At 43.9% G+C, this 24,864-nt stretch carries 25 protein-coding genes; 10 read left to right on the top strand and 15 right to left on the bottom strand.

Going from position 1 to position 24,864, the window contains the following annotated elements; genetic code table 11:
• Positions 1–23: 23 nt before the first annotated feature.
• Entirely contained in the window at positions 24–1,586 is a 1,563-nt protein-coding gene (locus tag M0C34_RS20950; RefSeq protein ID WP_248713585.1) for a M14 family zinc carboxypeptidase, read from the bottom strand.
• Positions 1,587–1,732: 146 nt separating this feature from the next.
• A complete protein-coding gene (locus M0C34_RS20955) occupies positions 1,733–2,563 on the bottom strand; it encodes a mechanosensitive ion channel family protein (protein WP_248713586.1) in 831 nt (276 codons plus the stop codon).
• Positions 2,564–2,806: 243 nt separating this feature from the next.
• Between M0C34_RS20955 and M0C34_RS20960 the strand changes: the two genes are divergently transcribed.
• The 5 genes from M0C34_RS20960 (at position 2,807) to M0C34_RS20975 (ending at position 6,072) form a co-directional block, all read left to right on the top strand.
• The gene (locus tag M0C34_RS20960; RefSeq protein WP_248713587.1) at positions 2,807–3,508 is read left to right on the top strand and encodes a PEP-CTERM sorting domain-containing protein; all 702 of its coding nucleotides are present in this window, start codon (positions 2,807–2,809) and stop codon (positions 3,506–3,508) included.
• Positions 3,509–3,621: 113 nt separating this feature from the next.
• Positions 3,622–4,167 carry a phage tail protein gene (locus M0C34_RS20965; protein ID WP_248713588.1) on the top strand — a complete coding sequence of 182 codons (546 nt, stop codon included), beginning with the start codon at positions 3,622–3,624 and terminating at the stop codon, positions 4,165–4,167.
• A gap of 40 nt (positions 4,168–4,207) precedes the next feature.
• Complete coding sequence (locus M0C34_RS21230) at positions 4,208–4,336, top strand: hypothetical protein (protein WP_256469303.1); 129 nt, start codon at positions 4,208–4,210, stop codon at positions 4,334–4,336.
• Between the two features lie 206 nt (positions 4,337–4,542).
• Positions 4,543–4,686: an antibiotic biosynthesis monooxygenase gene (locus M0C34_RS20970; protein ID WP_248713589.1), complete on the top strand. Its 144-nt coding sequence runs from the start codon at positions 4,543–4,545 to the stop codon at positions 4,684–4,686.
• Positions 4,687–4,863: 177 nt separating this feature from the next.
• Positions 4,864–6,072 (top strand): winged helix-turn-helix domain-containing protein, encoded by a 1,209-nt coding sequence (locus M0C34_RS20975; RefSeq protein WP_248713590.1) that lies wholly within the window; start codon positions 4,864–4,866, stop codon positions 6,070–6,072.
• Positions 6,073–6,112: 40 nt separating this feature from the next.
• Here M0C34_RS20975 and M0C34_RS20980 read toward each other — a convergent pair whose 3' ends face one another.
• Positions 6,113–6,751 (bottom strand): HAD family hydrolase, encoded by a 639-nt coding sequence (locus M0C34_RS20980; protein ID WP_248713591.1) that lies wholly within the window; start codon positions 6,749–6,751, stop codon positions 6,113–6,115.
• A gap of 483 nt (positions 6,752–7,234) precedes the next feature.
• Between M0C34_RS20980 and M0C34_RS20985 the strand changes: the two genes are divergently transcribed.
• The 3 genes from M0C34_RS20985 to M0C34_RS20995 all read left to right on the top strand — a co-directional run bounded on the left by M0C34_RS20985 (position 7,235) and on the right by M0C34_RS20995 (position 10,962).
• Complete coding sequence (locus M0C34_RS20985) at positions 7,235–9,127, top strand: PTS mannitol transporter subunit IICBA (protein WP_248713592.1); 1,893 nt, start codon at positions 7,235–7,237, stop codon at positions 9,125–9,127.
• Between the two features lie 87 nt (positions 9,128–9,214).
• Positions 9,215–10,363, top strand: coding sequence for a mannitol-1-phosphate 5-dehydrogenase (locus M0C34_RS20990; RefSeq protein ID WP_248713593.1), 1,149 nt, complete (start codon positions 9,215–9,217; stop codon positions 10,361–10,363).
• Positions 10,363–10,962: an MltR family transcriptional regulator gene (locus M0C34_RS20995; RefSeq protein WP_248713594.1), complete on the top strand. Its 600-nt coding sequence runs from the start codon at positions 10,363–10,365 to the stop codon at positions 10,960–10,962. The genes M0C34_RS20990 and M0C34_RS20995 overlap by 1 nt, the downstream gene beginning before the upstream one ends.
• A gap of 166 nt (positions 10,963–11,128) precedes the next feature.
• On the opposite strand, the gene M0C34_RS21000 is transcribed toward M0C34_RS20995, so the two are convergent.
• The 9 genes from M0C34_RS21000 to M0C34_RS21040 form a co-directional block, all read right to left on the bottom strand.
• Positions 11,129–11,566, bottom strand: a complete 438-nt coding sequence (locus M0C34_RS21000) for a DUF411 domain-containing protein (protein ID WP_248713595.1) — start codon at positions 11,564–11,566, stop codon at positions 11,129–11,131.
• On the bottom strand, positions 11,563–12,123 hold the full coding sequence (locus M0C34_RS21005; protein ID WP_248713596.1) for a c-type cytochrome: 561 nt from the start codon (positions 12,121–12,123) through the stop codon (positions 11,563–11,565). Before M0C34_RS21005 ends, M0C34_RS21000 begins: the two co-directional genes overlap by 4 nt.
• Before the next feature lie 127 nt (positions 12,124–12,250).
• Positions 12,251–12,637 (bottom strand): hypothetical protein, encoded by a 387-nt coding sequence (locus M0C34_RS21010; protein ID WP_248713597.1) that lies wholly within the window; start codon positions 12,635–12,637, stop codon positions 12,251–12,253.
• A gap of 91 nt (positions 12,638–12,728) precedes the next feature.
• Entirely contained in the window at positions 12,729–14,213 is a 1,485-nt protein-coding gene (locus M0C34_RS21015) for a lipid-binding SYLF domain-containing protein (RefSeq protein ID WP_248713598.1), read from the bottom strand.
• Positions 14,214–14,328: 115 nt separating this feature from the next.
• The gene (locus tag M0C34_RS21020; RefSeq protein WP_248713599.1) at positions 14,329–14,748 is read right to left on the bottom strand and encodes a DUF2141 domain-containing protein; all 420 of its coding nucleotides are present in this window, start codon (positions 14,746–14,748) and stop codon (positions 14,329–14,331) included.
• A 189-nt stretch (positions 14,749–14,937) separates the two neighbouring features.
• Entirely contained in the window at positions 14,938–16,773 is a 1,836-nt protein-coding gene (gene glmS, locus M0C34_RS21025; protein ID WP_248713600.1) for a glutamine--fructose-6-phosphate transaminase (isomerizing), read from the bottom strand.
• 22 nt (positions 16,774–16,795) lie between these two features.
• Positions 16,796–17,560, bottom strand: coding sequence for a DeoR/GlpR family DNA-binding transcription regulator (locus M0C34_RS21030; RefSeq protein WP_248713601.1), 765 nt, complete (start codon positions 17,558–17,560; stop codon positions 16,796–16,798).
• A 79-nt stretch (positions 17,561–17,639) separates the two neighbouring features.
• Complete coding sequence (locus M0C34_RS21035) at positions 17,640–18,500, bottom strand: sterol desaturase family protein (RefSeq protein ID WP_248713602.1); 861 nt, start codon at positions 18,498–18,500, stop codon at positions 17,640–17,642.
• Between the two features lie 14 nt (positions 18,501–18,514).
• Positions 18,515–19,591, bottom strand: coding sequence for a DUF2804 domain-containing protein (locus tag M0C34_RS21040; protein WP_248713603.1), 1,077 nt, complete (start codon positions 19,589–19,591; stop codon positions 18,515–18,517).
• 332 nt (positions 19,592–19,923) lie between these two features.
• Here M0C34_RS21040 and M0C34_RS21045 point away from each other — a divergent pair, with 332 nt between their 5' ends.
• Together M0C34_RS21045 and M0C34_RS21050 are read left to right on the top strand one after the other, a co-directional pair.
• Positions 19,924–21,276, top strand: a complete 1,353-nt coding sequence (locus M0C34_RS21045) for an MFS transporter (RefSeq protein ID WP_248713604.1) — start codon at positions 19,924–19,926, stop codon at positions 21,274–21,276.
• A gap of 129 nt (positions 21,277–21,405) precedes the next feature.
• Complete coding sequence (locus M0C34_RS21050; RefSeq protein ID WP_248713605.1) at positions 21,406–21,600, top strand: hypothetical protein; 195 nt, start codon at positions 21,406–21,408, stop codon at positions 21,598–21,600.
• 74 nt (positions 21,601–21,674) lie between these two features.
• Here the strand turns inward: M0C34_RS21050 and M0C34_RS21055 are convergent, their stop codons facing one another.
• From M0C34_RS21055 to M0C34_RS21065, 3 genes are all read right to left on the bottom strand, one after another.
• The gene (locus M0C34_RS21055) at positions 21,675–22,172 is read right to left on the bottom strand and encodes a YehS family protein (RefSeq protein ID WP_248713606.1); all 498 of its coding nucleotides are present in this window, start codon (positions 22,170–22,172) and stop codon (positions 21,675–21,677) included.
• A gap of 290 nt (positions 22,173–22,462) precedes the next feature.
• On the bottom strand, positions 22,463–23,467 hold the full coding sequence (gene cydB, locus M0C34_RS21060; protein ID WP_248713607.1) for a cytochrome d ubiquinol oxidase subunit II: 1,005 nt from the start codon (positions 23,465–23,467) through the stop codon (positions 22,463–22,465).
• Positions 23,464–24,855, bottom strand: coding sequence for a cytochrome ubiquinol oxidase subunit I (locus tag M0C34_RS21065; RefSeq protein WP_248713608.1), 1,392 nt, complete (start codon positions 24,853–24,855; stop codon positions 23,464–23,466). Before M0C34_RS21065 ends, cydB begins: the two co-directional genes overlap by 4 nt.
• Positions 24,856–24,864 lie beyond the last annotated feature (9 nt).

Consider the following 24,864-nt stretch of genomic DNA (forward strand, 5'->3'; position numbering starts at 1 on the left):
TGCTTTCAACGTGGAGCCTATGTTTACAGTGGGTTGTCGGGGCAATTTCCACTGATATATAGGGGAACTCCGATACTCGGTTCAATTGGGATCAGTACCTCATTAGACGTGGCGTTTATGCCCCAGTACTCTTCAGGCAAATTAGCGCGTAGCCCCTGAGCCAGTGGGTAATCACAAAAGTCACCTGTATCTGTGGGGGGCGTTACCTCAAAGCTAGCGAGGGTATCTAAAGCGTGGTAGAGAGCGATCCGGTTAATCCAAATCTGTCGGTTTAATAAACGAGGCTCTGGCAAGCCAGGGTTAACCCCTATTTGTGGTTGGCCTGCGACTATCGCAACGACATCAGCACGTAAATCGGTACTGAAATTTACCGTTTCCCAACCACCTGCCACCGCGCCAATTAATTGATAAGAGCCGGTTGCCCCGCTACCGATATTACCCGCACCTAGCTGAACTTGTGAAAAACGACCAACGCTACCAATGAATAAGCGGTCAATTTTTTTCATCACTTTGGCGGCTAAGCTTTGCGCGACCCGTTCTTGCTGGGTTCCCGTTTGAGCGTCGGCGAAGGGGCTGAGCAAACGAAAGTCTTTTTGTCGTTTATCGGTGGAGCATTCAACGGTAGGTAGGCTCCCTAAAATTTGCCCAGGGTTGATACTTGATAGATCGAGTTGGCAATCAGTTTTTTGTAAATCACCATGAAGATCGAGTATCACTTCGGGCATAAATGCTAACGCAGTGGCAACCATCGCTTGGCTCTCTACCGGACGGATAGGTTTATCTAAGGCTACATGATGGTAACGATTAAGGTCGTAACCGCGACCCACAATACCGTGAAAATCAGCCTCTGAATTACCTGTAAAACCACCTCCTGCTTGGGGGTCTACGTTTTGCCTTATTAGTGCGCAATCTTGACTGATGACTGTTCCTGGTTGCGGATTAAAACTGCAGTGCTGGGCGTCGGGTTCGCCACCATCAGGATTTGCTCGCAGTAATATAACTATATCTAAACGCTGTAATATACGCTGAACGCTGCTGCCAAAGCCGTTACTTAGCCAGCGAGTAATGCTTAAGGCAGCCTCTGTACCTGCTGGTTCATTACCATGTTGTTGAGTGATGACTAATATCCGTCTGCCATTTGGATTACCCAAGCGAATGGCTAATAATTCTCTTCCTTGAGTAGACCAACCGATATTGTGAGGATCAAGGTTACCTCTTCCCCCGTCATTAATACTGCATACTACAGCTTGACGAATGGTGGGGGTTGAGTTGGTTTCACCACATACTTGGTAATTAATGGCTAAATCAGCGGGTAAGGCTACATCTATATCAATTAAGCCTTTGTTACCATTGTTGGAGATTAGCGGCCCTGTTTGAATTGGCCGAAATGAATAGCGTTGTATTTTGGCTAACAGGTTCTGTAATTGTTGGTGACTAGATAAGCGTTTAAAAGCACGCTGTTCATCGTTGCCTGAGTAGTGATCTTTGTGGTTTATATGGGCATTACTACTGGCTGATATCAGCAAACTAAGTAGTAAACTTAAACCAAAGAGTAAGGGGCTAAACTTAGTGCCAGATATAGTCATAAATCATCCTTGATGAATTTTAGCTTGAGCGATAAAGCTAAAATTATGGTCAAGAATAAATCATAGGACTAACTGGATTTAACGCTAATTATTAACAACAATAACTATAGATAAAGCTGTAGCTATTAGTTTGCAGCTGCTTATTGCTAATCTTTTGCGTCTAGAATACGTACTTCTCTTTGTGGGAAAGGTATCTGCACGCCTGCTTGCAATAACGCTTTGTAGATCGCCAAATTTGCTGTGAATTTTGTTTGGTGGAATAAAGGCGTTGGCACCCAAAAACGATAGCTAATGTTGATCCCGCTGTCTGCAAAAGCATCAATACCTATTTTTACCGAGGGGGATTGCTGAACATCTTCTATGGATTCTAAGGTGGCTGCTATTACTGAGATTACCTGATCTGGGTCACTGCTATAAGCCACACCAACCAAGCCTTCAACCAAACTATTTTGCTCAGTGTTTTTTAGTATTTCGCCGACAATGTGTCGATTGGGAATGGTTACACGCTCATTGTCTTCGTTGATTAATACCGTAGTCGCTAAATTGATTTCTTCTACAAGGCCGGTGTAACCCTTAACGGTAATGGTATTTTTTAGCACGAAGGGACGGGTAAGAATAATCGCTAAGCCCGCGCCATAGTTAGATAAAGTGCCTTGTATCGCTAAGCCAGCTCCTAAAGAAATGGCACCCAAGGCCGCTACAAAGGGGGTAATGCTAATACCCAACTTACCCAAGGCAATCATCACCGTGATGGCAATCAGCAGTACTTTCACCACGTTAGCAATGAAATTAGCCAGAGTAATGTCTAAACCTTTGTTGTCGAGGGTTTTAAATAGCCACTTGGCAACTTTAGAGGCAAACCATAAACCCAATAATATGATGATGACCGCGCCCACCAGCTGAAAGCTATAGCGCACTAAAAAATCAACAATGGTTTGATATACCGATTCGAGTTGGGCGAGTTCTTGGTCAATCATTCGGCATTCCTTGCGGTTGATATATTGCTGGTTCAGCTGTGAGTTACAGTTCTTTCACTTAAGTTTACTCACTAAATCGCAATTTCTCTCGTCTTTTTCGTCTATTAAATTTGTCAGCAATTTTTACATTTTACCGCATCCCTCCATTGTATGTTTTCTATACAGCGCGCTATTACTGACACGGAACGCTTTATGCTTATAAATAATGTTGCCAATAATGGTGGCATTAATAAGGATTGTTACATGAGCACATTAAATGATCACAAATTGCTTACATTGGCGGCTTTTTCTCTGTCGATGTTTAGCCCTATAGCCAATGCAGGGGTAATCGATATTACTTTAGGCAATGGCTCCTCTGGTCTGGTAGATGACGGAATATATAGTTTTGCTCCAACCATCTTTCCAATCCAAAGTGGCCAGCCCGCCCCATTCAACGAAATCTTCGGACATGAAATATTAACTAACCCCGCCAATACTAGTTGGTCATTTAATTATTCAGCTATCGTCGACACCATAGTTAGCGCAACATTTAGTTTTGGTATCTGGGATATTGACTCTGCATCTTCTGGTAGCCAACTTGATGCATTCTCTTTAGATGGCAACAACTTAACATCAGAATTAGACACACTTTTTGAAGCCGGTGGAGGGTCGGTAGATCTACAATATGATGTATATAGCTTTAGTTTAGACAATAGCTTTTTTGCCGATTTAAGCGATGGGGTATTCACTGCTAATTTGGATATCGGTGGTAGTGGTTTGTTAACCAATGGCATAACTGGAGCAATCTCTGAGTCTGCCAATAATAACTATGGTTTAATCTACTCAAACTTAATCATTAATACTGAAGAAACATCTCCCCCGCCTCCTAATCAAGTGCCTGAACCCAGCAGCATATTTTTGTTTATTGCGGCTATGCTGGGCCTTAAGCGTCATATATCCAAATAGCGATGAGTTTGTTTAGTAATACTGATTACTGGGTGAACTTAACCTTTAACCACTAAACGCGCGACCATTTTTAATGGTTGTGCTCTATGTCAACAAAAATTAAAGGATTTATTATGGACGGGTACTTAGGTCAAATTATGATGTTTGGGGCACCATTTGCTCCACTACATTGGGCGTTTTGTGATGGGCAATTGTTACCCATTTCGTCAAATTCATCGCTGTTCGCTCTTTTGGGCAACACTTATGGCGGAGATGGCCGTACCACATTTGCCTTGCCAGACTTACGGGGTCGCGTCCCCATTCACTCAGGAACTGGCCCTGGTTTGCCAACTATGCAGATCGGCCAACGTGGCGGTAGCGAAGCAAACATTTTAACTGAAGCTCAAATGCCTAGCCATAATCACCAAGTTAGCGCTAAAGCTAAATGCGTTGGTAGCAATGGTAACGCTGCAACACCTGCTGGAAATATTTGGGCGATCGACGCAAGTGGTACCACTATTGCTTATTCAAATAAAGCTGCAGATGCTGAGATGAACGCTAATGCAATAGAAGTTCAGCAGCATAACAAGGGGAGTAACTTGGCAGTGAATAATATGCAGCCTTATTTGGCCGTTAATTATATCATTTGTGTTTCAGGCTTGTTCCCATTACGGCAATAACTGCAATGTCACTCTCGCGGTGCCTATAAGTACACAGGCGATGTACCGCAAGCTTCATTTGAGCCATACCTGCCACCGCTTATTTGAAGCGCCAATGCGCTGGTTTAATGGCTACGATATCGGTTTGCACTTTAGTGATGCAAACATCCCAGTAAGTCGCATCACCTGAAAAAGCCATGTATGCCATAGAAGAATTAGAAGAACGCAGCAAGCTACAATTATTACTAAACCAGCATTCTACCCAGCACTAAATCAATATCAGGTGGCCCACTTACAATCGGCCTATCAGGGCAAGCTGTAAAGCCGCGATCATAGGGAACGCTATGTATATCGTTACCGTGCTGTTTACTGTAAAAATTTTACTTGCAGCAATTTATGCCAAAAATGTTAGAAAATGCTCAAGCGTCCTTAGCGCAGGAAGAAGGCTGCCTGCAATTTGATGTTTGCCTATCTACAGAACAAGACAACATCGTCTATTTATACGAGGTATACCACAGCAAGATTTTAACCTGGATTTAAAAAACCGCCATTGTACTGAATTTGCAGATGTTACCGCCCCTTGGGTAGAAGACAAAACAGTCAGCCGCTATCAGCGAATTAACTCATCCACCAGTACAACAAATAGAATAAGGAATATGGTAAGCCACGAGTACACACGGTAAGCTGCTAGTTACCCTTGGTTAAATCGTTTATTGCATGACTGAATCATTGTCTGTTCAACACGCTAGAAAGCTAGTGTTACATTCGCAGCTACTGCCATCCCCCAAAAAAAATGGCAGCGCTATTAGTGCTAGCTTGCTTGCCATCGAACAATTGGGTTATGTGCAAATTGATACCATTTCAGTGATCCAACGAGCACATCACCACACCTTATGGAACCGCAACCCACGTTATCAACTTGAACATCTCGATAGCTTAATGCGAGATAAAAAAGTGTTTGAGTATTGGTCTCATGCTGCGGCCTATTTACCGATGCGAGATTATCGTTTTAGCCTACCGCGTAAACATGCTTTTGCTAGTGGCCAACAAAAGCACTGGTATAACAAAGACCAAGTGCTAATGGATTCGATATTAAAGCGAATTGCCGATGAAGGCCCATTAATGGCCAAAGACTTTGAGCATAAAGGTAAAAAAACTGCCGACTGGTCCAGCAAACCGGCCAAACAAGCCTTAGAGTGTTTGTTTATGCAAGGCGATTTAATGGTGCCTTATCGGCATAACTTTCATAAAGTGTATCAACTCACCGAGCGGGTATTACCCTCTGATATCGATACCACAATGCCCAGCGCTGAAGAACATGCTCGTTTTCTCATTTGTCGTTATTTGCAGGCCAATGGCCTAGGGCAAGCGACAGACATGGTCTATCTGCTCAAAAATACTAAAAAGATGGTGGAGAGTTGCTTAAGTGAAATGGTAAATAGTAACGAGCTACAAAGGCTTGAAGTTAACGGCCATTGCTACTTTGCCTTACCAGAGTCACTCACTTTACTGAATAAACCTCTGGCGCGTAGCAAGCTAAAAATTCTATCACCTTTCGACAACCTACTTATTCAGCGTAAACGCATGCAAAAGCTATTTAATTTTGACTATTTGATAGAGTGTTACGTGCCCAAAGCCAAGCGCCGGTATGGCTATTTCTGTTTACCCATCTTATGGGATGGTCAACTAGTCGCGCGCGTTGATTGCAAAGCTGAACGCACCAGCAGCACTCTGCATATTTTCAACTTAGTGTTAGAGCCTTCGCTAAGTAAGGTAGCAGAGTTTGCTACTGCATTAGCAAAAGAAATCGCCGTATTCATGCAGTTTAATCAATCTGAAAAATTACAACTTCATAAATCGTCACCCGCAAAATATACAGCCCAACTGCATGCAGCGTTAAGCCACTTAGCGCTAATCACTGAATAAACTGGCCATGTTCTAAGCGTAATCAGCAGCATTTAGGCAATCAGAGAACCGCAATAACCTGTTCCAATTGTTCAAAAATGTAACTCGCTCGGCGTTTTACCTCAATGGAGGGCACCAATAAATCAGGAATCATTACCGCTTGGCAGCCTGCGTCTAATGCGGCTTGCATACCATTATTAGAGTCTTCCAGCACTATACAGTATTCAGGACTTAGTAATAAACGCTGGCAAGCTAATAAATAACACTCGGGATCAGGTTTACCCTTATCGACATCCTCGGCGGTGACTATCCGTTCAAATTGTTTTAAATAGTCAGACCCTTCGAAGTTATGTTTTACCTCGGCTAAAGCAGAAGAGGTGACCAAAGCGCAGCGCATTTGCTTTTGGCGTAAATGGTTAAACAACTCAGCAAAACCGCTTTTATACGCAATGCCTTGTTGCCTTAAGTGATGAAAATGACGGTCTCGATGCTGTTGAAAGCGGCTTAAATCAGCATCGCTTCCAAAGTGTTGTAGCAGCATCTGCTCGCAAGCGGCATCTGGAACGCCTATAAAATGTTGATACAAAGCATCCGTTAAATCCAAACCTTGTTCATTTGCCGCAAACTGCCAACTGGTTTTATATAGGTGCTCTGTATCAAAAATCAGCCCATCCATATCAAATAATACTGCTTTTATCATCTCTAGCTCTTAATCAATTCTTTGCTTAAATATTAGCGAGTAAAGTGGTTAATCCCTTCAATTTACCTTAAGAAATTCAGAAACACTTATGTAATTTAATTACAGTTATAGGGTTTTTAGCTTATTTGGTGAGCCCAGAACGATTAACAAGTGAGCAATAATGGCCGTATATTATAGGTTAATAATCAATTGTGTGATGCATGTCACTTTGTGGTGTGGTGGGGACGGGGTGTTATTGGTGATTTAGATCTCTTTTTTAGTGTGTTTATTATTATTTGTGAACAGTTGAAAGTTATCAACATCGAAATGTTGTGATGTTAATCACTGTTTATGTTGGGTGTATGTTATTTATTAGTGATTTGTGTCACAAGTTGTTGGGTGGTGTTGGCAAAAAAGTATCTTGTGCTAGATTTATCTCAACCAGTACGACACACAAAGGTTCTTCAGGGACCGATAAACAAATTCAAAAAAAGGGACAATCCTATGCTTTCTCCTACAGCTAAGATTAAAGTACAAAATTTTGGACGATTCCTCTCGAACATGGTGATGCCAAATATTGGCGCTTTCATCGCTTGGGGTTTCATCACTGCGCTATTCATTCCAACCGGTTGGCTACCCAATGAAACCCTAGCCTCTATGGTTGGCCCCATGATTACTTACCTACTGCCATTATTGATCGGTTATACCGGTGGTAAAATGGTGGCCGGTGAGCGTGGTGCTGTAGTGGGCGCAATCACGACCATGGGGGTTATTGTTGGTACCGATATTCCTATGTTTATGGGCGCTATGATTGTAGGTCCGCTAGGCGGCATCGCGATTAAGAAATTTGATGCAGCGGTTCACGGTAAAGTGAAAAGTGGTTTTGAGATGTTGGTTAACAACTTCTCTGCTGGCATCATCGGTATGATTTGTGCCATTCTGGCTTACCTTATCATCGGCCCTGCAGTTAAATTACTGTCAACAGGCTTAGCTGCTGGGGTGAACGCTATGGTTGAAGCAGGTGCCTTGCCACTTGCATCTATCTTTGTCGAACCGGCTAAAATCCTATTCTTAAATAACGCGATTAACCACGGTATTTTCTCTCCGTTAGGTATTCAGCAATCTGAAGAGTTTGGTCGTTCGATTTTCTTCTTGATTGAAGCTAACCCTGGTCCAGGCCTTGGTTTATTAATTGCTTACATGGTATTTGGTAAAGGTAATGCTAAACAGTCTGCAGCTGGCGCCTCTATTATTCATTTCTTCGGCGGTATTCACGAGATTTACTTCCCGTATGTATTGATGAATCCACGCCTTATTTTAGCGGTAATTGCTGGTGGTATGACAGGCGTATTCACCCTGACTGTTTTTGATGCTGGCCTTATTTCTCCTGCATCTCCTGGGTCTATTTTTGCGGTATTGTTGATGACACCGAAAACAGGCTTTGTGGGTGTAATTCTATCGGTTATTGCTTCTGCAACCGTATCGTTTGTTGTTGCATCGCTGCTACTTAAAACTCAAGCCGATACCGGCGAGGATGATTCACTAGAGCAAGCCGCTAGCCAAATGGCAGATATGAAGTCTTCTTCTAAAGGCCAAGCAACGGCTAACGTTAGCGCTGACATGGCACTGGTTAATAAAATTATCGTAGCCTGTGATGCGGGTATGGGTTCAAGTGCAATGGGTGCAAGCTTACTGCGCAAGAAGGTAGAAGCGGCCAACTTGAATATTGAAGTGACTAACCTCGCTATCAATAACCTACCCAATGACGCTGACATTGTGATCACTCACAAAGACTTAACTGACCGAGCACGCACTCACGCTGCCGGAGCTCAACATATTTCGTTGAATAATTTCTTAGATAGTGCGCTGTATGACAACTTAGTTAGTGAGTTAACAACCGCACAGGCGGCTCCAGTAAAAAAGGCTGAAACGCCAGTAGACACTAGCTCTAGCGAACAAGGAACGCTAAAGCTATCTAATCAAAACATCTTCTTGGGAATGGAAGCTAAAACCAAAGAAGAAGTGATTAAGTTTGCTGGTGAACAACTCGTAACACTGGGTTATGTAGAAGCTGATTATGTTCCTGGCATGCTTGCTCGCGAACAATTGGTATCGACTTATCTGGGTGAATCTATCGCTGTTCCACATGGAACAATTGAGGCAAAACAGTTTGTGAAAGCTACAGGCATCGTGTTTTGCCAATTCCCAGAAGGAGTTCGCTGGGGTGAAGATGAAGACGATATCGCCAAAATGGTAATTGGTATTGCTGCCCAAGGCGATGAGCATATTCATGTCATCACTGCTATTACCAATGCACTAGACGACGAAGAAGCAATTGAGTGCTTAAAAACCACATCAAACCCGGAAGATGTGCTTCGAATCCTAAACGGTAAATAGGCTCTAGCCATCACCTAAGATCAACGGAGGCCAAATAGTATTTGGTCTCCTATTTCAGTTTTAACGCTATTTTTCGGGATATTTATTATGAAAGCATTACATTTTGGCGCGGGTAATATTGGCCGCGGTTTTATAGGAAAATTACTATCGGATGCGGGTATCGCGGTTACCTTTGCTGACGTAAATGAAACGGTTATTAATGCTATACAACAACGCGGTGAGTACCAAGTTAAAGTTGTTGGCGAACAATGTACCCTTGAGCCAGTGACGAATGTTACCGCGGTTAATTCTACTAGCCCTGAAGTAGTCGATTGCGTAGCAGAAGCGGATTTAGTGACCACCGCAGTGGGGCCAACGGTATTAAATATTATTGCTAAAACTTTAGCTCAAGGCATCGAAAAACGATTACTGGCAGGCAATGACACCGTCATGAATGTGATTGCTTGTGAAAATATGGTTCGGGGTACCAGCCAGCTTAAGGCTGAGGTGTTTAAATATTTACCGGAAGCCTTACATGCCCGCGTTGAGCAAGGTGTGGGGTTTGTTGATTCAGCGGTAGACCGAATTGTACCACCTGCCGAAGCGGGGGAAACCGACCCATTAGCGGTAACTGTAGAAACCTTTAGCGAGTGGATTGTTGACCAAACGCAGTTTAAAGGAGATATTCCGACGATTGCTGGCATGGAATGTACCGACAACCTAATGGCCTTTGTAGAGCGCAAATTATTTACCCTGAATACTGGGCACCTAATTACGGCGTACCTTGGGGTTATGGCTGGTCACGAAACGATTAAAGAATCAATCGAAGACCCAGCTATTAGGGCCGATGTAAAAGCGGCCATGCAAGAAAGTGGTGAAGTATTGATACGACGTTATCAATTTGAGCCAGCAGCTCACGCTGCATATATAGAGAAAATACTAGGGCGCTTTGCTAACCCGTATTTGCGTGATGAAGTTGACCGTGTAGGCCGTCAGCCTATTCGCAAACTTAGCCCGCAAGACCGCTTAATTAAACCGCTAAACGGTACCTTGGAATATCAGCTACCCAATAGCCACTTAATTAAGGGTATAGCTGCAGCTTTCCATTATCAAAATGATGATGATCCTCAAGCTGTCGAGTTACAGGCAATGTTTAAAGAAAAGGGCTTCGCCGATACATTAGCTTACTATTCAGAGCTGAATAGTAACGACGAAGTTGTTAGACTAGCCGAAGAAGCGTATTTAGCGTTGAAATAATGAGTCAGTCAAGTGCCACACAAGTGGCACTTTGTTATTACCGAGACCCTATGCCAATACATACCGCAAACGAAGCTGAGCTATTAGAAGCTATTGCTGATGCTACTAGCGCCAGCGAGTGTTTAATGGCGGCTTATGATGCCCTAGACGATACCATTGATACCTTACTGAAAAGCATTTTTAATAAAGATGACTACGCGGTAAAGTTTGCTGTGGATCCATTGCTGAAAAGCGATGGCCCGTTAGGTGACATAATGTTGCGATCAAAGCTAATGTTAGGTTTAGGGGTTATTTCTCAGCAAATTTACCAAGATATCGAGATTTTTGTCACCTTAAGAGAGTGGACTAAAATTCAAGATGAAAAAGTAAGTTTCACCGAAATAGACATACTCTTCGAACTTAACAAAGTGCATGCTATCCAACGAATTATGCCGGTTGACGAAGACATGGAATCGTTAAATAAGTTAACGGGGCCTATGTATGATATGTATCTTGCTCGTCACAATCAAAAAGTGAGGTCGACAATTGTTTTGGCCATTACCGATATTGTCAGCGCGCTATGCAAAGATAATGTATTGATGCAAACAATGATGCGTTAGTCCTATCTTTAACTGCATCTGAATAACCAAGGCAAGGAGGCCTTAATCTTCCCTTCTCTGAGGTCACAAATATTAACTTCTTTGTTTTTTTATTTACTTAGCCAACAATCCCTGTAAAAAGTAAGGCAGCTGCGAAGACACAACTACCGTTACTTATCTTGATTGGTTAGTACTGGTTAAACACTGCCATGCCATCTTCCGAAAAAGAAATCACCTTAAAGTTTTTGTAAGGCTGACCAGGCTGAGCCATTCCTGGAGAATGTTGAGGCATACCCGGTGCAGCTAAACCTTTTATGTTGTCTGGTCGTTCAGCCAGTAAACGGGCAATGTCTAGCTCAGGTACATGCCCTTCAATTAAATAACCGTTTATCACTGCGCTGTGACAAGACTGTAATTGCACTGGCATACCAAAAGATTTTTTGACGTCGTTCCATTCTCTTTGGTGATGAACATTAACCTGATAACCTTTGTCTTCCATAATGTTGGCCCACTCTTTACAACAGCCACAAGTAGGCGATTTATATAGCTCTATGTTTGGCTTTGCCCAGATAGAGCCTGTGAACATAAGAAGTAATAAGGCGAATACGTTTACAAGATGTTTCATTGTGCTTCCTCTTGTTTAATAAGGTTTAATGTATTTTTTTGGTTTGCTGTCGCCAATGTGGTGGTGCTTGACTCACTAGCAGGAGTAAAAGTAAATGCTTCGGTATCTAGGGGAGCAACCTGTAATGTTGTTGCTGCGCCTAGCGGCGACAAATCGATGCTAATGGAAGAAAAAGTATCATTTTTCACCACCAATTGGCTGGGTTCTCCAATGTGAATGTTTAGGTTGCTGTGGGCAAAAGAGTCACTAATTGTCCATTCAACTAAGTGCATCTTCCCTAGCGATTCTAGGTAAGCGCTTAATGATCTACGTTGTTGTTTAGTGAGTACTGAGGCCAATAACAACATGCTAGGTTCATTGTTTAGGGCGCTATTTAGTTGAGCTAAACTTGCCCCTCTTATATTGCCACCTACATTTCCAGCACCGTTTGCATATTTGCCATGACAGGCTGAACAACCATATCCCCCTGCATTTCGATATAGCACTTGGTCTGCCCAACTCTTAGTGGGCAAACTTAGGCAAATGGATAGCAGCGTATAGCTAAATAATCTGTACATAAAAAACTCAATATAGAGACTCATTTTGAGTCTAAGATATCTTTCTTTAAGGCGATGTTATCACCGATGGAAACCTCGTCATTAAGTCGAACTAGCACTTAACGCGAAGTGAATAACAAAGAAGGACTTAAACGATTGGAGGGCGATAAAGCAGACTTATTCGTCGCACTAGCCGAATGCTTGGATCGAGTGAAATAACCGAACGTTGCGCTGGTTGCGCCTGCGGCTCGGCAGCATGGTTGATAAGGCCAGTAGCAACGTAACAAGCGGCGATACAACAACTTGCCATTAGTTCAGCGGCAACGGCACATTCTGAAGTGGGTTTAGTGTGAAACATGTTTGATGAGGCTGTTTGGCTATTATTCTGCATGGCGCAAGGCGCAGCTGTCATTGAATGATTGTCACCTAACATTTCAAGTTTGCTTGGCGGCGCGCTAAAGGCAAAGCTAGAGAATAGCATCGCCAAGATACTAAACGCTGAGATCCAGATGTTGCCTAACCGTGACAGACGCATAACAAGCCTACTAACTAACCACTGTCATCATTAAAGCGCTACTGAGTAAATAGGTCAAGCAGCATGGCTCTTGTATCTATCGCTTGGTGGACTAAAAACGGCGATTTAAGCCAGCGATTACTTGGCGACGGTCGCCACCAAAACCTACATATTCAAACATTACCGACCAATAAGCATTCACGTTAAAATTTCCTCCCACTAAACCTTGCCATTTATCTTTGTTTTCTTGGCGAACTTTGTAGTCTATCGATAGCTCGGTACCAGGAATGGGCTGATTGCCGTCAATGCGTAGTTCACTATCAAGATAGCTGACACCGGCATAGAGCGCTAAGCTGCGATCGTCTTCAAATTGAAACAGCTTACCGGCGCGAGGAACCGCACTAAACACAATCCCGTCGCTGTTGGTTCTATCCATATCTGCGTAGGTAAAGGTCAGTGGTACAGCTAAAAAGTAACTGCGCCAACCACCCGCCAATACTGTTCCCACGCTATAGCTGTAACCACTTATGTCCACGTTAACGTTAAATGGAACCGTTTCTTTGCCTTCTAATACGCCACAGGCTGGATGATTAATAATGCCGGAGCAATCAATTTCTAACTGATTCAGTAAGTCATCACCGTTTAGCGCAAAGTTTACATTGGCATCACCGCTGATCCTGCCAAATGATGTAAACACATTCATGAAAGGAAACAGCCACGCATCCAGCTTGATTTGCGGGGTAGACGAGCTGTTATCGTTATCGCTAAACGCCACAAAATCGATAGGTACGTTCGCACCTTTGCCGCCAGCACCTACATGCAATTCGTCTATATCCATATGCTGATAGGTATCAACATAAATTAAACTAATACCAATTGGCAGTGGTAAGTCATAACCTAAATCAATCACCCTTTGGCCATAAAATGGCAATATACGGTCCCATTTTCTAGGTGCATGTTGCTGTTGAGTGCCTCGCGCTTTAGTGTCTTTCATTGGCAAGGTGACTTTGTTTAGGCCACTATCGGTAAGCTCTTCATTACGCGATATATTCACTAATACCGCCGAGCTAGATACGTTGGCGCCACTTTCACTGACAATGTATGCGGGTACGTCATATTGGTTCACAGTTACCGTGCTAGCGAGGGTTTGTCCGCTTTCGCCTAAGCGCCATTCTGCAACCACGCCCGAGCTCCAACCTCCGCGACTAAAAGCATCAATACTTTGCTGGCTTTCAAGTAAACCAACTAGATAATAAGAGCTTTTGCCTAAACCAAACCCTACGTCGTAACGCTCAACATCCATATAAGTAATACTATCGTTATACTTGTTATATAACGCACCTAAGCCATTTGATTTACCTAAAACGGGCACTTTAAAGCTCGAAAGTTCAATGGCAAAGTACCCAGCAGCTTGCTCTACCTCTTCTTTTAGTTCTGGGTTCAGTTCAACTAATCGCTCTATGCCCTTGCTAGCTTGCTGCTCAACCTGCTGGCGCACGGCTTCGCGCTCGCTGGTGGGAATGAGTGTTTTAGTAGAGCAAGCACTTAAAGCTAAAACGACAAACAAACTAAGGGTAAAACGTAGCGATGTTTTCATTACAATCCTTGTTATGTTTAAGCTGGATCCTACAGCTATTTGTTCTGAAAGGGGGTTAGCTAAATGCTTGAGTAAAACGCCCGACAGTCGAAAATGATGATGGCTAAGTCTTAGCTTAGATTTCTTTTATTTTAATCGTAAATACTTGTTCTTGCCCAGATAGGCTTATTTTTGCTTCTTGGTAGCTTGGTGGACCCAAACGGCCTTTTGCATTATTGCTCATTCCGGTGGGTTCATTGGGTATTCCAAGCCAATTAGTATCTAATTGGCCATTGCTATTTTTGTCATGAAAAACATTGATGGCACACTCAGAGGGTAATGAGTGGCTAACAGTGAATCTTAACACAGCGTTGTTCGCATTTTTTGTGGGTATCATTTTGATTAATAGAGGCTGTTTTAAATAGCTTTCATCCGAATCCCACACCCTAAGCACTACTTGCCCATCGGTAGAGTTGATACCAACAATATCAATGTGTACATCTGCTGCAAATACACTCCATGGCACTAGGTAAATGAGGTAAAACAAGTTTTTCATACAATACTTACCGTTGTTGTGTCAGCAGTAAAGCTGATTGAGTGCTGTTGGTTGAATTACACTTATTTCGTATATTAACAAGGCTTATCAAAAAAAAACGACCTACCAAGCGGCAGATCGTTTTTATTGTTTGTTAGCTAAGTTGAGATTTACTTCCAGTGACTACTCTGCTCGTACACCACGTGTCAATTATTCAACCGTAACTGCTTTTGCTAGGTTACGCGGTTGGTCTACGTCGGTGCCTTTAATCAGTGCAACATGATAAGACAATAACTGAAGTGGTACGGTGTAAAGTACAGGCGCTACCAGCTCATCAACATGCGGTAGTTCTATCACTCGCATAGTTTCATCGCTGCTAAAGCGGGCATTTTGGTCGGCAAATACATACATTTGGCCGCCACGAGCGCGAACTTCTTCAACGTTAGATTTTAGCTTCTCTAGTAATTCGTTATTTGGCGCCACTACAACTACAGGCATATCTGCGTCAATTAACGCTAATGGACCGTGTTTTAGTTCGCCTGCAGCGTAAGCTTCTGCGTGAATGTAAGAGATTTCTTTAAGCTTCAGTGCACCTTCCATTGCGATGGGATATTGGTCACCGCGGCCTAAGAACAATGTGTGTTCTTTATCGGCAAAATCTTCGGCTAATTTTTCAATCGTTTCTGACGTGGCTAACACTTGCTCAACCTTGGCTGGCAATAATTTTAGCTCGGCAATCACTTCTGCTTCACGCTCGGCTGTTACTCGGCCTTGTAAGCGGCCAATGCCTAAGGTCAGTAGCAATAAAGCCACCAATTGAGTGGTAAAGGCTTTTGATGATGCTACGCCAATTTCAACGCCAGCTTTGGTCATAAAAGATAGGTCTGATTCGCGCACTAACGACGAGCCCGGCACGTTACAAATGGCTAAGCTAGACATGTAGCCCAACTCTTTAGCAATGCGTAAGGCTGCTAGGGTATCAGCAGTTTCACCAGATTGAGACAAAGTAACAAACAAGCTGTTTGGGCGCACTACCGATTGGCGGTAACGAAACTCTGATGCAATTTCTACGTTACAGGTTACGCCTGCAACGGCTTCTAGCCAGTAGCGCGCTACCATGCCCGAGTTATAAGAGGTACCACAGGCAATAATTTGTACGTGTTCAACTTTAGATAATAGCTCGGCACCGTTTGGACCAAACTCATCAATGTTTACACCGGCAGCCGATACACGTTGCTCAAGGGTTTGACGCAAGGCACTGGGCTGTTCAAAAATTTCTTTTTCCATGAAGTGACGGAAGCCAGCTTTACCACCCGCGTCATGTTCAACGGTAGATTCGGTAATTTCACGCTCTACCGGCTGACCATTAAGATCAAAAATCTCAGCGCCAGCGCGAGTGACTTCGGCTACGTCGCCTTCTTCTAAGTAACTAAAACGGCGAGTTACGGGCAACAATGCCAGTTGGTCTGATGCGATAAAGGTTTCGCCCATACCGTGGCCAATAACTAACGGACTACCTGAGCGAGCAACAACAATACGCTCTGGGTCATTTTGGTCGAGTACTACCGTACCGTAAGCGCCGTCTAATTGAGGAACTGCACGTTGCACAGCTTCACGCAATGAACTCGCTGTTTTTAACTCGTGGTGTACAAGGTGAACAATGACTTCGGTGTCGGTTTGAGAGGTAAAGGTGTAGCCTAGACCTCGTAACTTCTCACGTAGTTCATCGTGGTTTTCAATAATGCCGTTGTGCACGACGGCAAGAGTACTGGTAGAAATATGTGGGTGAGCATTAATCTCACTTGGCTCGCCGTGGGTTGCCCAGCGGGTATGCGCAATACCAATAGCGCCATTTACTTTAGATTCAGCCACCGCATCTGAGAGTTCTTTCACTTTTCCTAAGCGACGAACCCGTTGTAGCTGACCCGCGGCATTAATGACCGCTACACCGGCAGAGTCGTAGCCGCGGTATTCTAAGCGGCGTAAGCCTTCTACTAAAATTTCAGCAATGTCACGTTGAGCTACTGCTCCTACAATTCCACACATAGTTCTTTCCTTGTCGATAAATTTATTGCGCTATCACCAGATTAACGCCTTGAGCACGAATTTGCTCGGCGACAGTTGGGTCTAGCTGTTTGTCTGTGACTAGAGTTGATATTTTTGACCATGCCAACTCTAAATTATGAATTCGTCTACCGATCTTATTTGATTCGGCTAATACCACCACTTCTCGGGCGACTTCTGCCATTACTTGGCTTAAGCCCACCAGCTCGTTAAAGGTGGTAGAGCCACGCGCTACGTCAATGCCGTCGGCACCTATAAACAGCTGGTCAAAGTCGTAAGCACGTAATACTTGCTCGGCGACTTGGCCTTGAAACGCCTCTGAGTGGGTGTCCCATGTGCCACCGGTCATCAAAAGGGTGGGCTCGTTTTCTAATTCGCGTAACGCTCCAGCGATGCTTAGCGAATTCGTCATCACCACCAAGCCTTCTTTTCCTGAAAGCTCTGGTAATAAGGCGGCGGTAGTGCTGCCGCTGTCGATGATGATGCGATTGTGATCGCGAATTAAGCCAGCCGCTGATTGAGCAATTGACTGTTTTTGCTCAGAAATATGTTCTTCATCGGGCTCTTGGATCAACTCTTTGGGAATCGGTACCGCCCCACCGTAACGCCTTAACAATAAGCCATTAGCTTCAAGACTAGCTAAGTCCTTTCGAACCGTAACTTCTGATGTTTCAAAAGCGTGAGCTAGGTCGTCAACCTTTACCTCACCATGTTCGGCAAGCTTTTCTAAGATTAAGCGACGACGCTGCTGGGTGTTTCGTTTGATCATATTCTCAAGTGTTAAGTTTCGATTCGAAACTTATTATAGTGAAGCGAAACTTAAGATCAAGTTTGAATCATTATTATTACTACTTATTAGGGGGGGTTTTTGGGGGCGCAAACAATAAGCCACAGCGCTGGCGAAAAGATAGCCCTGGGGCTAAGGTTTCGCGGTACATGGCCCGCCACTCATTAAAGGTAACCACCAAGGGATTAAAGCTGTTAATTGGCTGGGTAATTCCATATTCAACGGGTTGCTGCTCTTGTTCAAAACTACCGAATAGTTTGTCCCAAATGATAAGCACGCCGGCGTAGTTTTTATCTATATATTGCGGGTTTCGCCCATGGTGTACGCGGTGGTGAGATGGCGTGTTAAATATCCATTCTAAGGGGCCTAAGCGTTTAATGGCTTGTGTATGTACAAAAAATTGTAAACCCAAATTAAGCAGCACCACAAAAACTACCCAGTGAGGGTCGAAACCAATCATCACCAAGGGCAACCAAAACACCCACATGCCGGCTAAGGGGTACATAACACTTTGTCGAAAGGCGGTACTAAAGTTCATATTCTCAGAACTATGATGCACTACGTGTGCAGCCCACATCCAACGAACCCGGTGGCTGGCGCGATGAAACCAGTAATAGCAAAAATCTTGCGCAATCACTAAGGCAATAAAGCTAAGCACATTCATTTCTATCTCGAACACTCGCCATGCAAACAGTGAAAGATAGAGCTGGCTAATCAGTAAACCAGTGAGTAAATCACTCAGCTGATGCATCCCTGCTAATGCAAAATTGCACAGCACCTCTTTACTTTCATAACGAGCAGATGAAGGTAACCGCTGGCGTTGATTGCCCCAGTACCATTCCAGCCCCATGCATATTACAAAGAGTGGCGCTAATGCCAACAGTAAATATTCGGGGTGACTAATGAGTAAACTCACATCCATGTTGGGTTCCTTAACTACCAGCGGGCAAAGTGGTCTTCGCTTAGGCCTAACACCTTATCTAAGTGATGTTGTTTACCAGATTGATCGGTAAGCACGCCGGAGAAATGGCCAATGTATTGCCTAAAATTACTTTTAAGTAACCAAAGGTTCAGGCGCTCTTGGCGGCCATTAAGTGGAGTAAAGTGCAAATTTACTCGGCCATCGGCAGAGTATATATGCCAGTTATTGCTGGGCTGATTGCCTCGTGCTGCTGGTAGGCGCGAGAATTCAAAATGTACAGGACCTAATAGCTGCTTTTGTCCTTGTAACCACAGTACGTTTTCATTAAAACCGGTTTCGTTAACCCCTGCAGCCAAATTAAGGCCAAGCGTTAATTCTCCAAGTTGGGCTGAAATACTGGCCCATCGCCAGCTGGTTTCGCGGCGCATATATCCAGCAGAGAAATCATAGCCTGCCAAAGCTCCCACTAAGTTTTGGCTAACACCGTTCACCGTCAGCGCGCCATTTAGCGCTAAAGCATTGTGTTTTTGGGTATAGGTCCAGCCGTTATATGCGGTAGGGCTACACATCGCCATTACCTGCTCTGGGTTTACACTTAGCAAGCTCAATTCAGCCTTTATAAACGGCGTATTTACCGTTAGTTGCCACTGACCATTTTCAATCGTCATACTGAAGGTGGCTTTACCATTGATATAGGCGCGGCTATTTACGCTGCTAGGCTCGGTGCCGTAAGCCACACCACAGGGTTTTAGCCAATTAGTCTCCTGCAGCTCTTGGCTGGCAATGTTATACACATAACAAAAGCCGCTGGCTAAATAACGAATATCGGCAATGGCTACTCCTATTATGTAGTGTTTGGTTTTTATGCTGATGAACTGAAATTGCTTGTAATGAAAATGCTTGGCCCAGGCCGATGCGGGTCTGTCCATCACGGTGTTATAGATGAAATGGTGTAAACCTAAATTGCCAACGGCTTGATTGAAGTGACCAAACTGCACTTTGCCGCTGGCATCGATTAAGCTTGCTGGGGCTGCAATGGATTGAATCTCTGCGTGCTTGGCCTCAATCATTTTCTCTCCGGCTGGTAACATTTTATTAACATCCACCTAGCTAAACAGATATTGAGTAATTATTCTAAAACTTGCATTCAGATCTGTGAGCACGCTTACTGATTTACGTTTATTTGCGTCAGTAAGCGTGGTTGAGGAGCATTGTCTATGTTAGCTGCAGAGTATTAACGGGTAAACGATATATTTTTAGTCAAAAATATCGTTAAGTGTGACGATGAAAGCATTTTCATGTTTTAATGTGATCTGGATCGCTTAATTTTTGTGGATTAAATCACCTTTTGTCTTCACAATCTCGCCAAATTTCTCACCAGCTGGCTTGACCAGTTGTTCACTCTCAGCAGTAAGTAAAGATTATGAACACAAACAAACCAAAATTACGTTTTTGGCAAATCTGGAATATGAGTTTCGGATTTCTGGGTATTCAGTTTGGCTTTGGTCTACAAAACGCTAACGTCAGCCGAATTTTTGAAACCCTGGGTGCCAGTATCGATCAAATCCCTATTTTATGGCTGGCTGCTCCGGTAACTGGCTTGTTGATTCAACCTATTATTGGTTATATGAGTGACCGCACTTGGAATGGTTTAGGTCGCCGTCGCCCTTACTTCTTAGTTGGCGCGATCTTGTCTTCATTGGCTTTATTGATCATGCCTAACTCGCCTTACTTATGGGTAGCGGCTGGTATGTTGTGGATCTTAGATGCCTCAATTAACATCTCCATGGAACCCTTCCGAGCGCTAGTTGCTGATAACCTACCGTCAGAACAGCGTACTCAAGGCTTTGCTGTTCAAACCTTCTTCATTGGTGTTGGCTCGGTTATCGCATCGGCGATGCCTTATATGCTGGCAAATTGGTTTGGTGTGGCTAATACCGCCCCAGAAGGAGTCATACCACCGTCGGTTAAAATCTCTTTCTATGCTGGAGCAGCAGTATTTTTTGGTGCGGTATTATGGACAGTGCTTAAAACTAAAGAATATAGCCCTGAAGAAATGGATCGCTTTGAAAGCGCAGAGCCAGAACAAGAAAGCGGTGATGGTTTTGCAGCGGTGTGGGCTGACGTGAAGAAAATGCCAACCACGATGCGTCAACTGGCGGTGGTACAGTTTTTCTCATGGTTTGCTTTGTTTGCTATGTGGATTTACACCACCTCTGCAGTTACTAGCAGCATTTATGGTGCAACTGATACCTCGTCAAGTTTATACAATGAAGGAGCTGACTGGGTAGGCCTTTGTTTTGCTATGTATAACGGCGTAAGCGCTATAGCCGCCTTCGCCTTGCCTTGGCTAGCTAACCGTACCAGCCGTAAAGCGGTACATGCTTTATGTTTAACGATGGGCGGTATTAGCCTGGCCGGCATGTACTTCATTGAAGATCCGAAAATGCTTATGCTTAACATGGTAGGTATTGGTTTTGCTTGGGCCAGCATTTTATGTATGCCTTATGCTATTTTAGCGGGTTCGTTACCGAGTAAAAAAATGGGCTTCTTTATGGGCGTATTTAACTTCTTCATTGTTATTCCTCAGATTTTAGCGGCGGGTATCTTAGGCTACTTTACACGCGAATTTTTTGGTGGAGATTCAATGATGGCCTTGGTATTAGGTGGTGCTTCTATGGTGATAGCCGCCTTAGTGACGCTAACCGTAACCGACCAAGATGACCCTCAATTAGTTAATCAAGACACTCACTTAAACCAAACGCAAACCGCTTAGTTTAAGACAACGGGCGAGTCATCTCGCCCGTTCATTTCTTCATTCTCTCGTCGTTTTCCCGCATACAAGGATCTAAGTCTCAACGACAAACGTAACTATTGTTGAACCTTAGTAATGTGGAGTCAGCTTATGAGCCATCATATCTTCAAAATAGGTATTCGTTGTGTTTACGATAATGGTGAAGCCATTGTCGACAAAATTGATGAAGTAAACAGTGTTGCCTTGATCCGCGATCAACAAACGGGATTACTGCATGCTCGTCATATGCATGAGCTGTACCCCGACGATGCGCAATTTCATAGTGAGCAGGATACTTACTATTAGTTGAGGCTAAAATCTTGTAAGGGGCTATATAGCAAAATGCCGAGCAAGAGCTCGGCATTTTTTATTGATTAGGCTTATTCAGCATCCCACTCAAAATCAGGCGCTTCTTCAGGATTCGCGCGATATTTTAATTGCATACCATGTAGGAAGTTGCGCATGATTTGGTCTTTACATACGCGGTAATGCTTGTGATCAGGTTTTCTGAAAAAGGCACTTAATTCATGTTTGCTCAGTTGAAAACCCGTTAGCCCTAGCACTTCTAAGACTTCTTCTGCTTTTAGGTTCAAGGCAATTTTCAGTTTCATAAAGATAATATTGTTGTTTATCTTCTTCTCTGGTGCCGGCTGTGGGCCTTCGCGTTTTCCGCGTTTTTCATTGATAAGACCGTTTAAAAAAGCCGCTAAGGTTTTGTCGCTACAATTTTTATAGGCAGGATCTTCTTCTTTCTTTAGCCAATCACTTACTTCACTGCGGGTAACGGTTTGGTCAGCCAGAGCAAAAATGGCGATCATTTTGTTGTCGTTAAAGTTAAAGCAGTAGCGAATACGGCGAAGAATATCGTTGTTAGTCATGCAAAGTTCCTGATCAAAATTAAGTGTGCTAGGAAAAATAAATCTACCAAGCGCAGAGCCAGCAGGATTCTACTTGAATGCGAAACAAGTAGATAGGCTAATCCCTGTTTATTTATTGAGCGTAGTCAAAGCTCAGCGGAGCAGCTAAGTTTTTAATTAGAAAATTGAACGAAGCCGCTTGTCTCGCCGCTGTAGGGGACACACTATGCGCCTCTCAAAAATAATGCCGCTCAGTTAACCGAGCGGCATTATTTGACTAACAACTATATTTAAGGAGGCTAATATGACCCTTAATGGTAATTAAGAGAGGTTGCTTTACCTCTAAATACCCAATAAGAGAAGGCGGTATAAGCCAAAATAACCGGCACTACGATTAGTGCGCCAATTAAAATTACCGACAGCGACTCAGGGGCTGATGCTGCTTCCCATACGGTGATTTGTCCGGGTACCACATAGGGAAAGAAGCTGAAGCCAAGTGCACTAAAGCACAATACAAAAATCAACATCACTAAGCAGAAGGGAACCCAACAGTGACGATCGTTTTCTTTGGGTAAACGTCTCAGCAAAACATCATTAAAGATGAAGGCTGCAAAACACAACGCCGGGATCAGTAATACAAACATTACTAAGGGGAAATCGAACCAGCGGTCAAATACTCCTGGGTTTACCAGCGGGTTGACAATGGATACCGCTATCACGCCGATTAGGCAGAAACGACCGGTTGTTTTTGCCCAGTTTACAGAGCGCTGTTGTAGTTCACCTTCGGTTTTCATGACTAGCCAAGCCGCACCAATATAGCTGTATGCGGCAGTAACACCTACACCACTTAATAAGCCAAACAGGTGGGCACTTAGGCCTTCTTCAAAGCCCATTACATATAAACCTAACATGTAGCCTTGGGCTAAGGTGGTGAGAATAGAGCCTGCTTTAAAGGTTCGATCCCAAGCGAGCTTGTGGTCAATGGCCGCTTTGGCTCTAAAGTCGAAGGCCACGCCACGCATAATAAGCCCGATCAGCAAAATCGCTACCGGAATGTATAGATGATACAACACCACACTATGCGCAGCAGGAAAGGCAATCAGCATGATGCCAACCGCGAGCACTAACCAGGTTTCGTTAGCATCCCAAAATGGCCCGATTGAGGCAATCATGGTATCGCGCTGTGCTTCGTCGGCTTCCCCCATTGGCAGTAGAATTCCTACACCAAGGTCATAGCCATCTAAGATGGCGTAAATAAGAACCGAAAGGCCCATTAAACCGATGAAAATGACCGGTAACCAGTAGGCGTCCATCATACGTTGGTACTCCCTTCAGTAGTGTTTTCCAGTTGGTTTAGGTTGGTTAAGTTTCCATCTGGTTTGGGTTCGTTGGTTTCAAATTCTTCTTCTTTCACCGCTTTACGCGCCATGAGAAATACCGTTCGAATGTAGGCAACTAGCAAGAAGGCGTATACGATCAAGTATAGGGCCAGTGAAAAGGCAACGTTTGAAGCGGGTAAGCTGGTTACCGCATCTTCGGTACGCAATACGCCGGTGACCAACCAAGGTTGACGCCCAATTTCTGTGACATACCACCCCGCTAATGTCGCCACCCAACCCGAGAATGTGGTGGCGACTAATATTTTAAGCATCCAGTTAGGCATTTTGCCGCGGCGTACCATTTGGTAGCTACCAAACCAGCTTAGCGCTAGCATCAGTAAACCCAAACCGACCATCACGCGGAAGCTCCAAAATACTGGGGCTACTGGTGGATGTTCATTTTCAAATTCGTTCAAGCCTTTAAGCTCACCATTAAGGTCGTGAGTCAAAATTAAACTGGCAAGTTTAGGGATACCAATAGCAAATTTGTTGGTTTTTGTTTCTTCGTCTGGCAAGGCAAATAACAGTAGAGGCGCGCCTTTTTCGGTATGCCATATCCCTTCAATAGCGGCGATTTTTGCGGGTTGATGTTCTAGGGTGTTTAAGCCGTGATAGTCGCCAACTAAGGCTTGAGTGGGCGCTAACACTGCAGCAACTATCATGCTTACTTTTAAGGTAAGACGTGGTGCTTTTTTCACATCCCCTTTCAGTATTCTATAGGCTGAGATACCCGCAATGAAGAATGAGGCAGTTAAACCCGATGCGATTAACATGTGGGTTAAGCGATAGGGGAATGAGGGGTTAAATACAATCGCAAACCAGTCGGTGGGGAAGGCAACGCCATCGCGCATTTCAAAGCCGGTAGGTGTTTGCATCCAAGAGTCGAGCGCTAAAATCCAAAAGGCCGATAAACTGGTGCCTACCGCGACCAATATGGTGGCCAAGGTATGGACTTTGTTTGGTACGCGTTTAATGCCAAACAACATAATGCCTAAGAAGGTAGCCTCGAGGAAGAACGCGGTAAGTACTTCGTAACCAAGTAAGGGACCAGCAATATTACCTACGGTTTCCATGAAACCTGGCCAATTGGTGCCAAACTGGAATGACATGGTGATGCCACTCACTACACCTATCGCAAAAGAAAGTGCGAATACTTTCACCCAAAAGCGATAAGCACGCATCCAAATGGGATTGCCGGTCATATCGTGGCGAACTTTAAAAAATACTAAAAACCAACACATCGCAATGGTGATGGTGGGGAACAGGATGTGAAAGCTGATATTTGCAGCAAACTGTATCCTCGATAGCATTAGGGCATCAAGCATGGTTAAGCC

The organism is Agarivorans sp. TSD2052 (assembly GCF_023238625.1).
GTDB lineage: Bacteria > Pseudomonadota > Gammaproteobacteria > Enterobacterales > Celerinatantimonadaceae > Agarivorans.

What these genes read in the sequence shown, in the direction of transcription:
- M0C34_RS20950 (WP_248713585.1), bottom strand. Translation starts at nt 1,586, where the DNA reads ATGACTATATCTGGCACTAAGTTTAGCCCCTTACTCTTTGGTTTAAGT.
- M0C34_RS20955 (WP_248713586.1), bottom strand. Translation starts at nt 2,563, where the DNA reads ATGATTGACCAAGAACTCGCCCAACTCGAATCGGTATATCAAACCATT.
- M0C34_RS20960 (WP_248713587.1), top strand. Translation starts at nt 2,807, where the DNA reads ATGAGCACATTAAATGATCACAAATTGCTTACATTGGCGGCTTTTTCT.
- M0C34_RS20965 (WP_248713588.1), top strand. Translation starts at nt 3,622, where the DNA reads ATGGACGGGTACTTAGGTCAAATTATGATGTTTGGGGCACCATTTGCT.
- M0C34_RS21230 (WP_256469303.1), top strand. Translation starts at nt 4,208, where the DNA reads ATGTACCGCAAGCTTCATTTGAGCCATACCTGCCACCGCTTATTTGAA.
- M0C34_RS20970 (WP_248713589.1), top strand. Translation starts at nt 4,543, where the DNA reads ATGCCAAAAATGTTAGAAAATGCTCAAGCGTCCTTAGCGCAGGAAGAA.
- M0C34_RS20975 (WP_248713590.1), top strand. Translation starts at nt 4,864, where the DNA reads ATGACTGAATCATTGTCTGTTCAACACGCTAGAAAGCTAGTGTTACAT.
- M0C34_RS20980 (WP_248713591.1), bottom strand. Translation starts at nt 6,751, where the DNA reads ATGATAAAAGCAGTATTATTTGATATGGATGGGCTGATTTTTGATACA.
- M0C34_RS20985 (WP_248713592.1), top strand. Translation starts at nt 7,235, where the DNA reads ATGCTTTCTCCTACAGCTAAGATTAAAGTACAAAATTTTGGACGATTC.
- M0C34_RS20990 (WP_248713593.1), top strand. Translation starts at nt 9,215, where the DNA reads ATGAAAGCATTACATTTTGGCGCGGGTAATATTGGCCGCGGTTTTATA.
- M0C34_RS20995 (WP_248713594.1), top strand. Translation starts at nt 10,363, where the DNA reads ATGAGTCAGTCAAGTGCCACACAAGTGGCACTTTGTTATTACCGAGAC.
- M0C34_RS21000 (WP_248713595.1), bottom strand. Translation starts at nt 11,566, where the DNA reads ATGAAACATCTTGTAAACGTATTCGCCTTATTACTTCTTATGTTCACA.
- M0C34_RS21005 (WP_248713596.1), bottom strand. Translation starts at nt 12,123, where the DNA reads ATGTACAGATTATTTAGCTATACGCTGCTATCCATTTGCCTAAGTTTG.
- M0C34_RS21010 (WP_248713597.1), bottom strand. Translation starts at nt 12,637, where the DNA reads ATGCGTCTGTCACGGTTAGGCAACATCTGGATCTCAGCGTTTAGTATC.
- M0C34_RS21015 (WP_248713598.1), bottom strand. Translation starts at nt 14,213, where the DNA reads ATGAAAACATCGCTACGTTTTACCCTTAGTTTGTTTGTCGTTTTAGCT.
- M0C34_RS21020 (WP_248713599.1), bottom strand. Translation starts at nt 14,748, where the DNA reads ATGAAAAACTTGTTTTACCTCATTTACCTAGTGCCATGGAGTGTATTT.
- glmS (WP_248713600.1), bottom strand. Translation starts at nt 16,773, where the DNA reads ATGTGTGGAATTGTAGGAGCAGTAGCTCAACGTGACATTGCTGAAATT.
- M0C34_RS21030 (WP_248713601.1), bottom strand. Translation starts at nt 17,560, where the DNA reads ATGATCAAACGAAACACCCAGCAGCGTCGTCGCTTAATCTTAGAAAAG.
- M0C34_RS21035 (WP_248713602.1), bottom strand. Translation starts at nt 18,500, where the DNA reads ATGGATGTGAGTTTACTCATTAGTCACCCCGAATATTTACTGTTGGCA.
- M0C34_RS21040 (WP_248713603.1), bottom strand. Translation starts at nt 19,591, where the DNA reads ATGTTACCAGCCGGAGAGAAAATGATTGAGGCCAAGCACGCAGAGATT.
- M0C34_RS21045 (WP_248713604.1), top strand. Translation starts at nt 19,924, where the DNA reads ATGAACACAAACAAACCAAAATTACGTTTTTGGCAAATCTGGAATATG.
- M0C34_RS21050 (WP_248713605.1), top strand. Translation starts at nt 21,406, where the DNA reads ATGAGCCATCATATCTTCAAAATAGGTATTCGTTGTGTTTACGATAAT.
- M0C34_RS21055 (WP_248713606.1), bottom strand. Translation starts at nt 22,172, where the DNA reads ATGACTAACAACGATATTCTTCGCCGTATTCGCTACTGCTTTAACTTT.
- cydB (WP_248713607.1), bottom strand. Translation starts at nt 23,467, where the DNA reads ATGATGGACGCCTACTGGTTACCGGTCATTTTCATCGGTTTAATGGGC.
- M0C34_RS21065 (WP_248713608.1), bottom strand. Translation starts at nt 24,855, where the DNA reads ATGCTTGATGCCCTAATGCTATCGAGGATACAGTTTGCTGCAAATATC.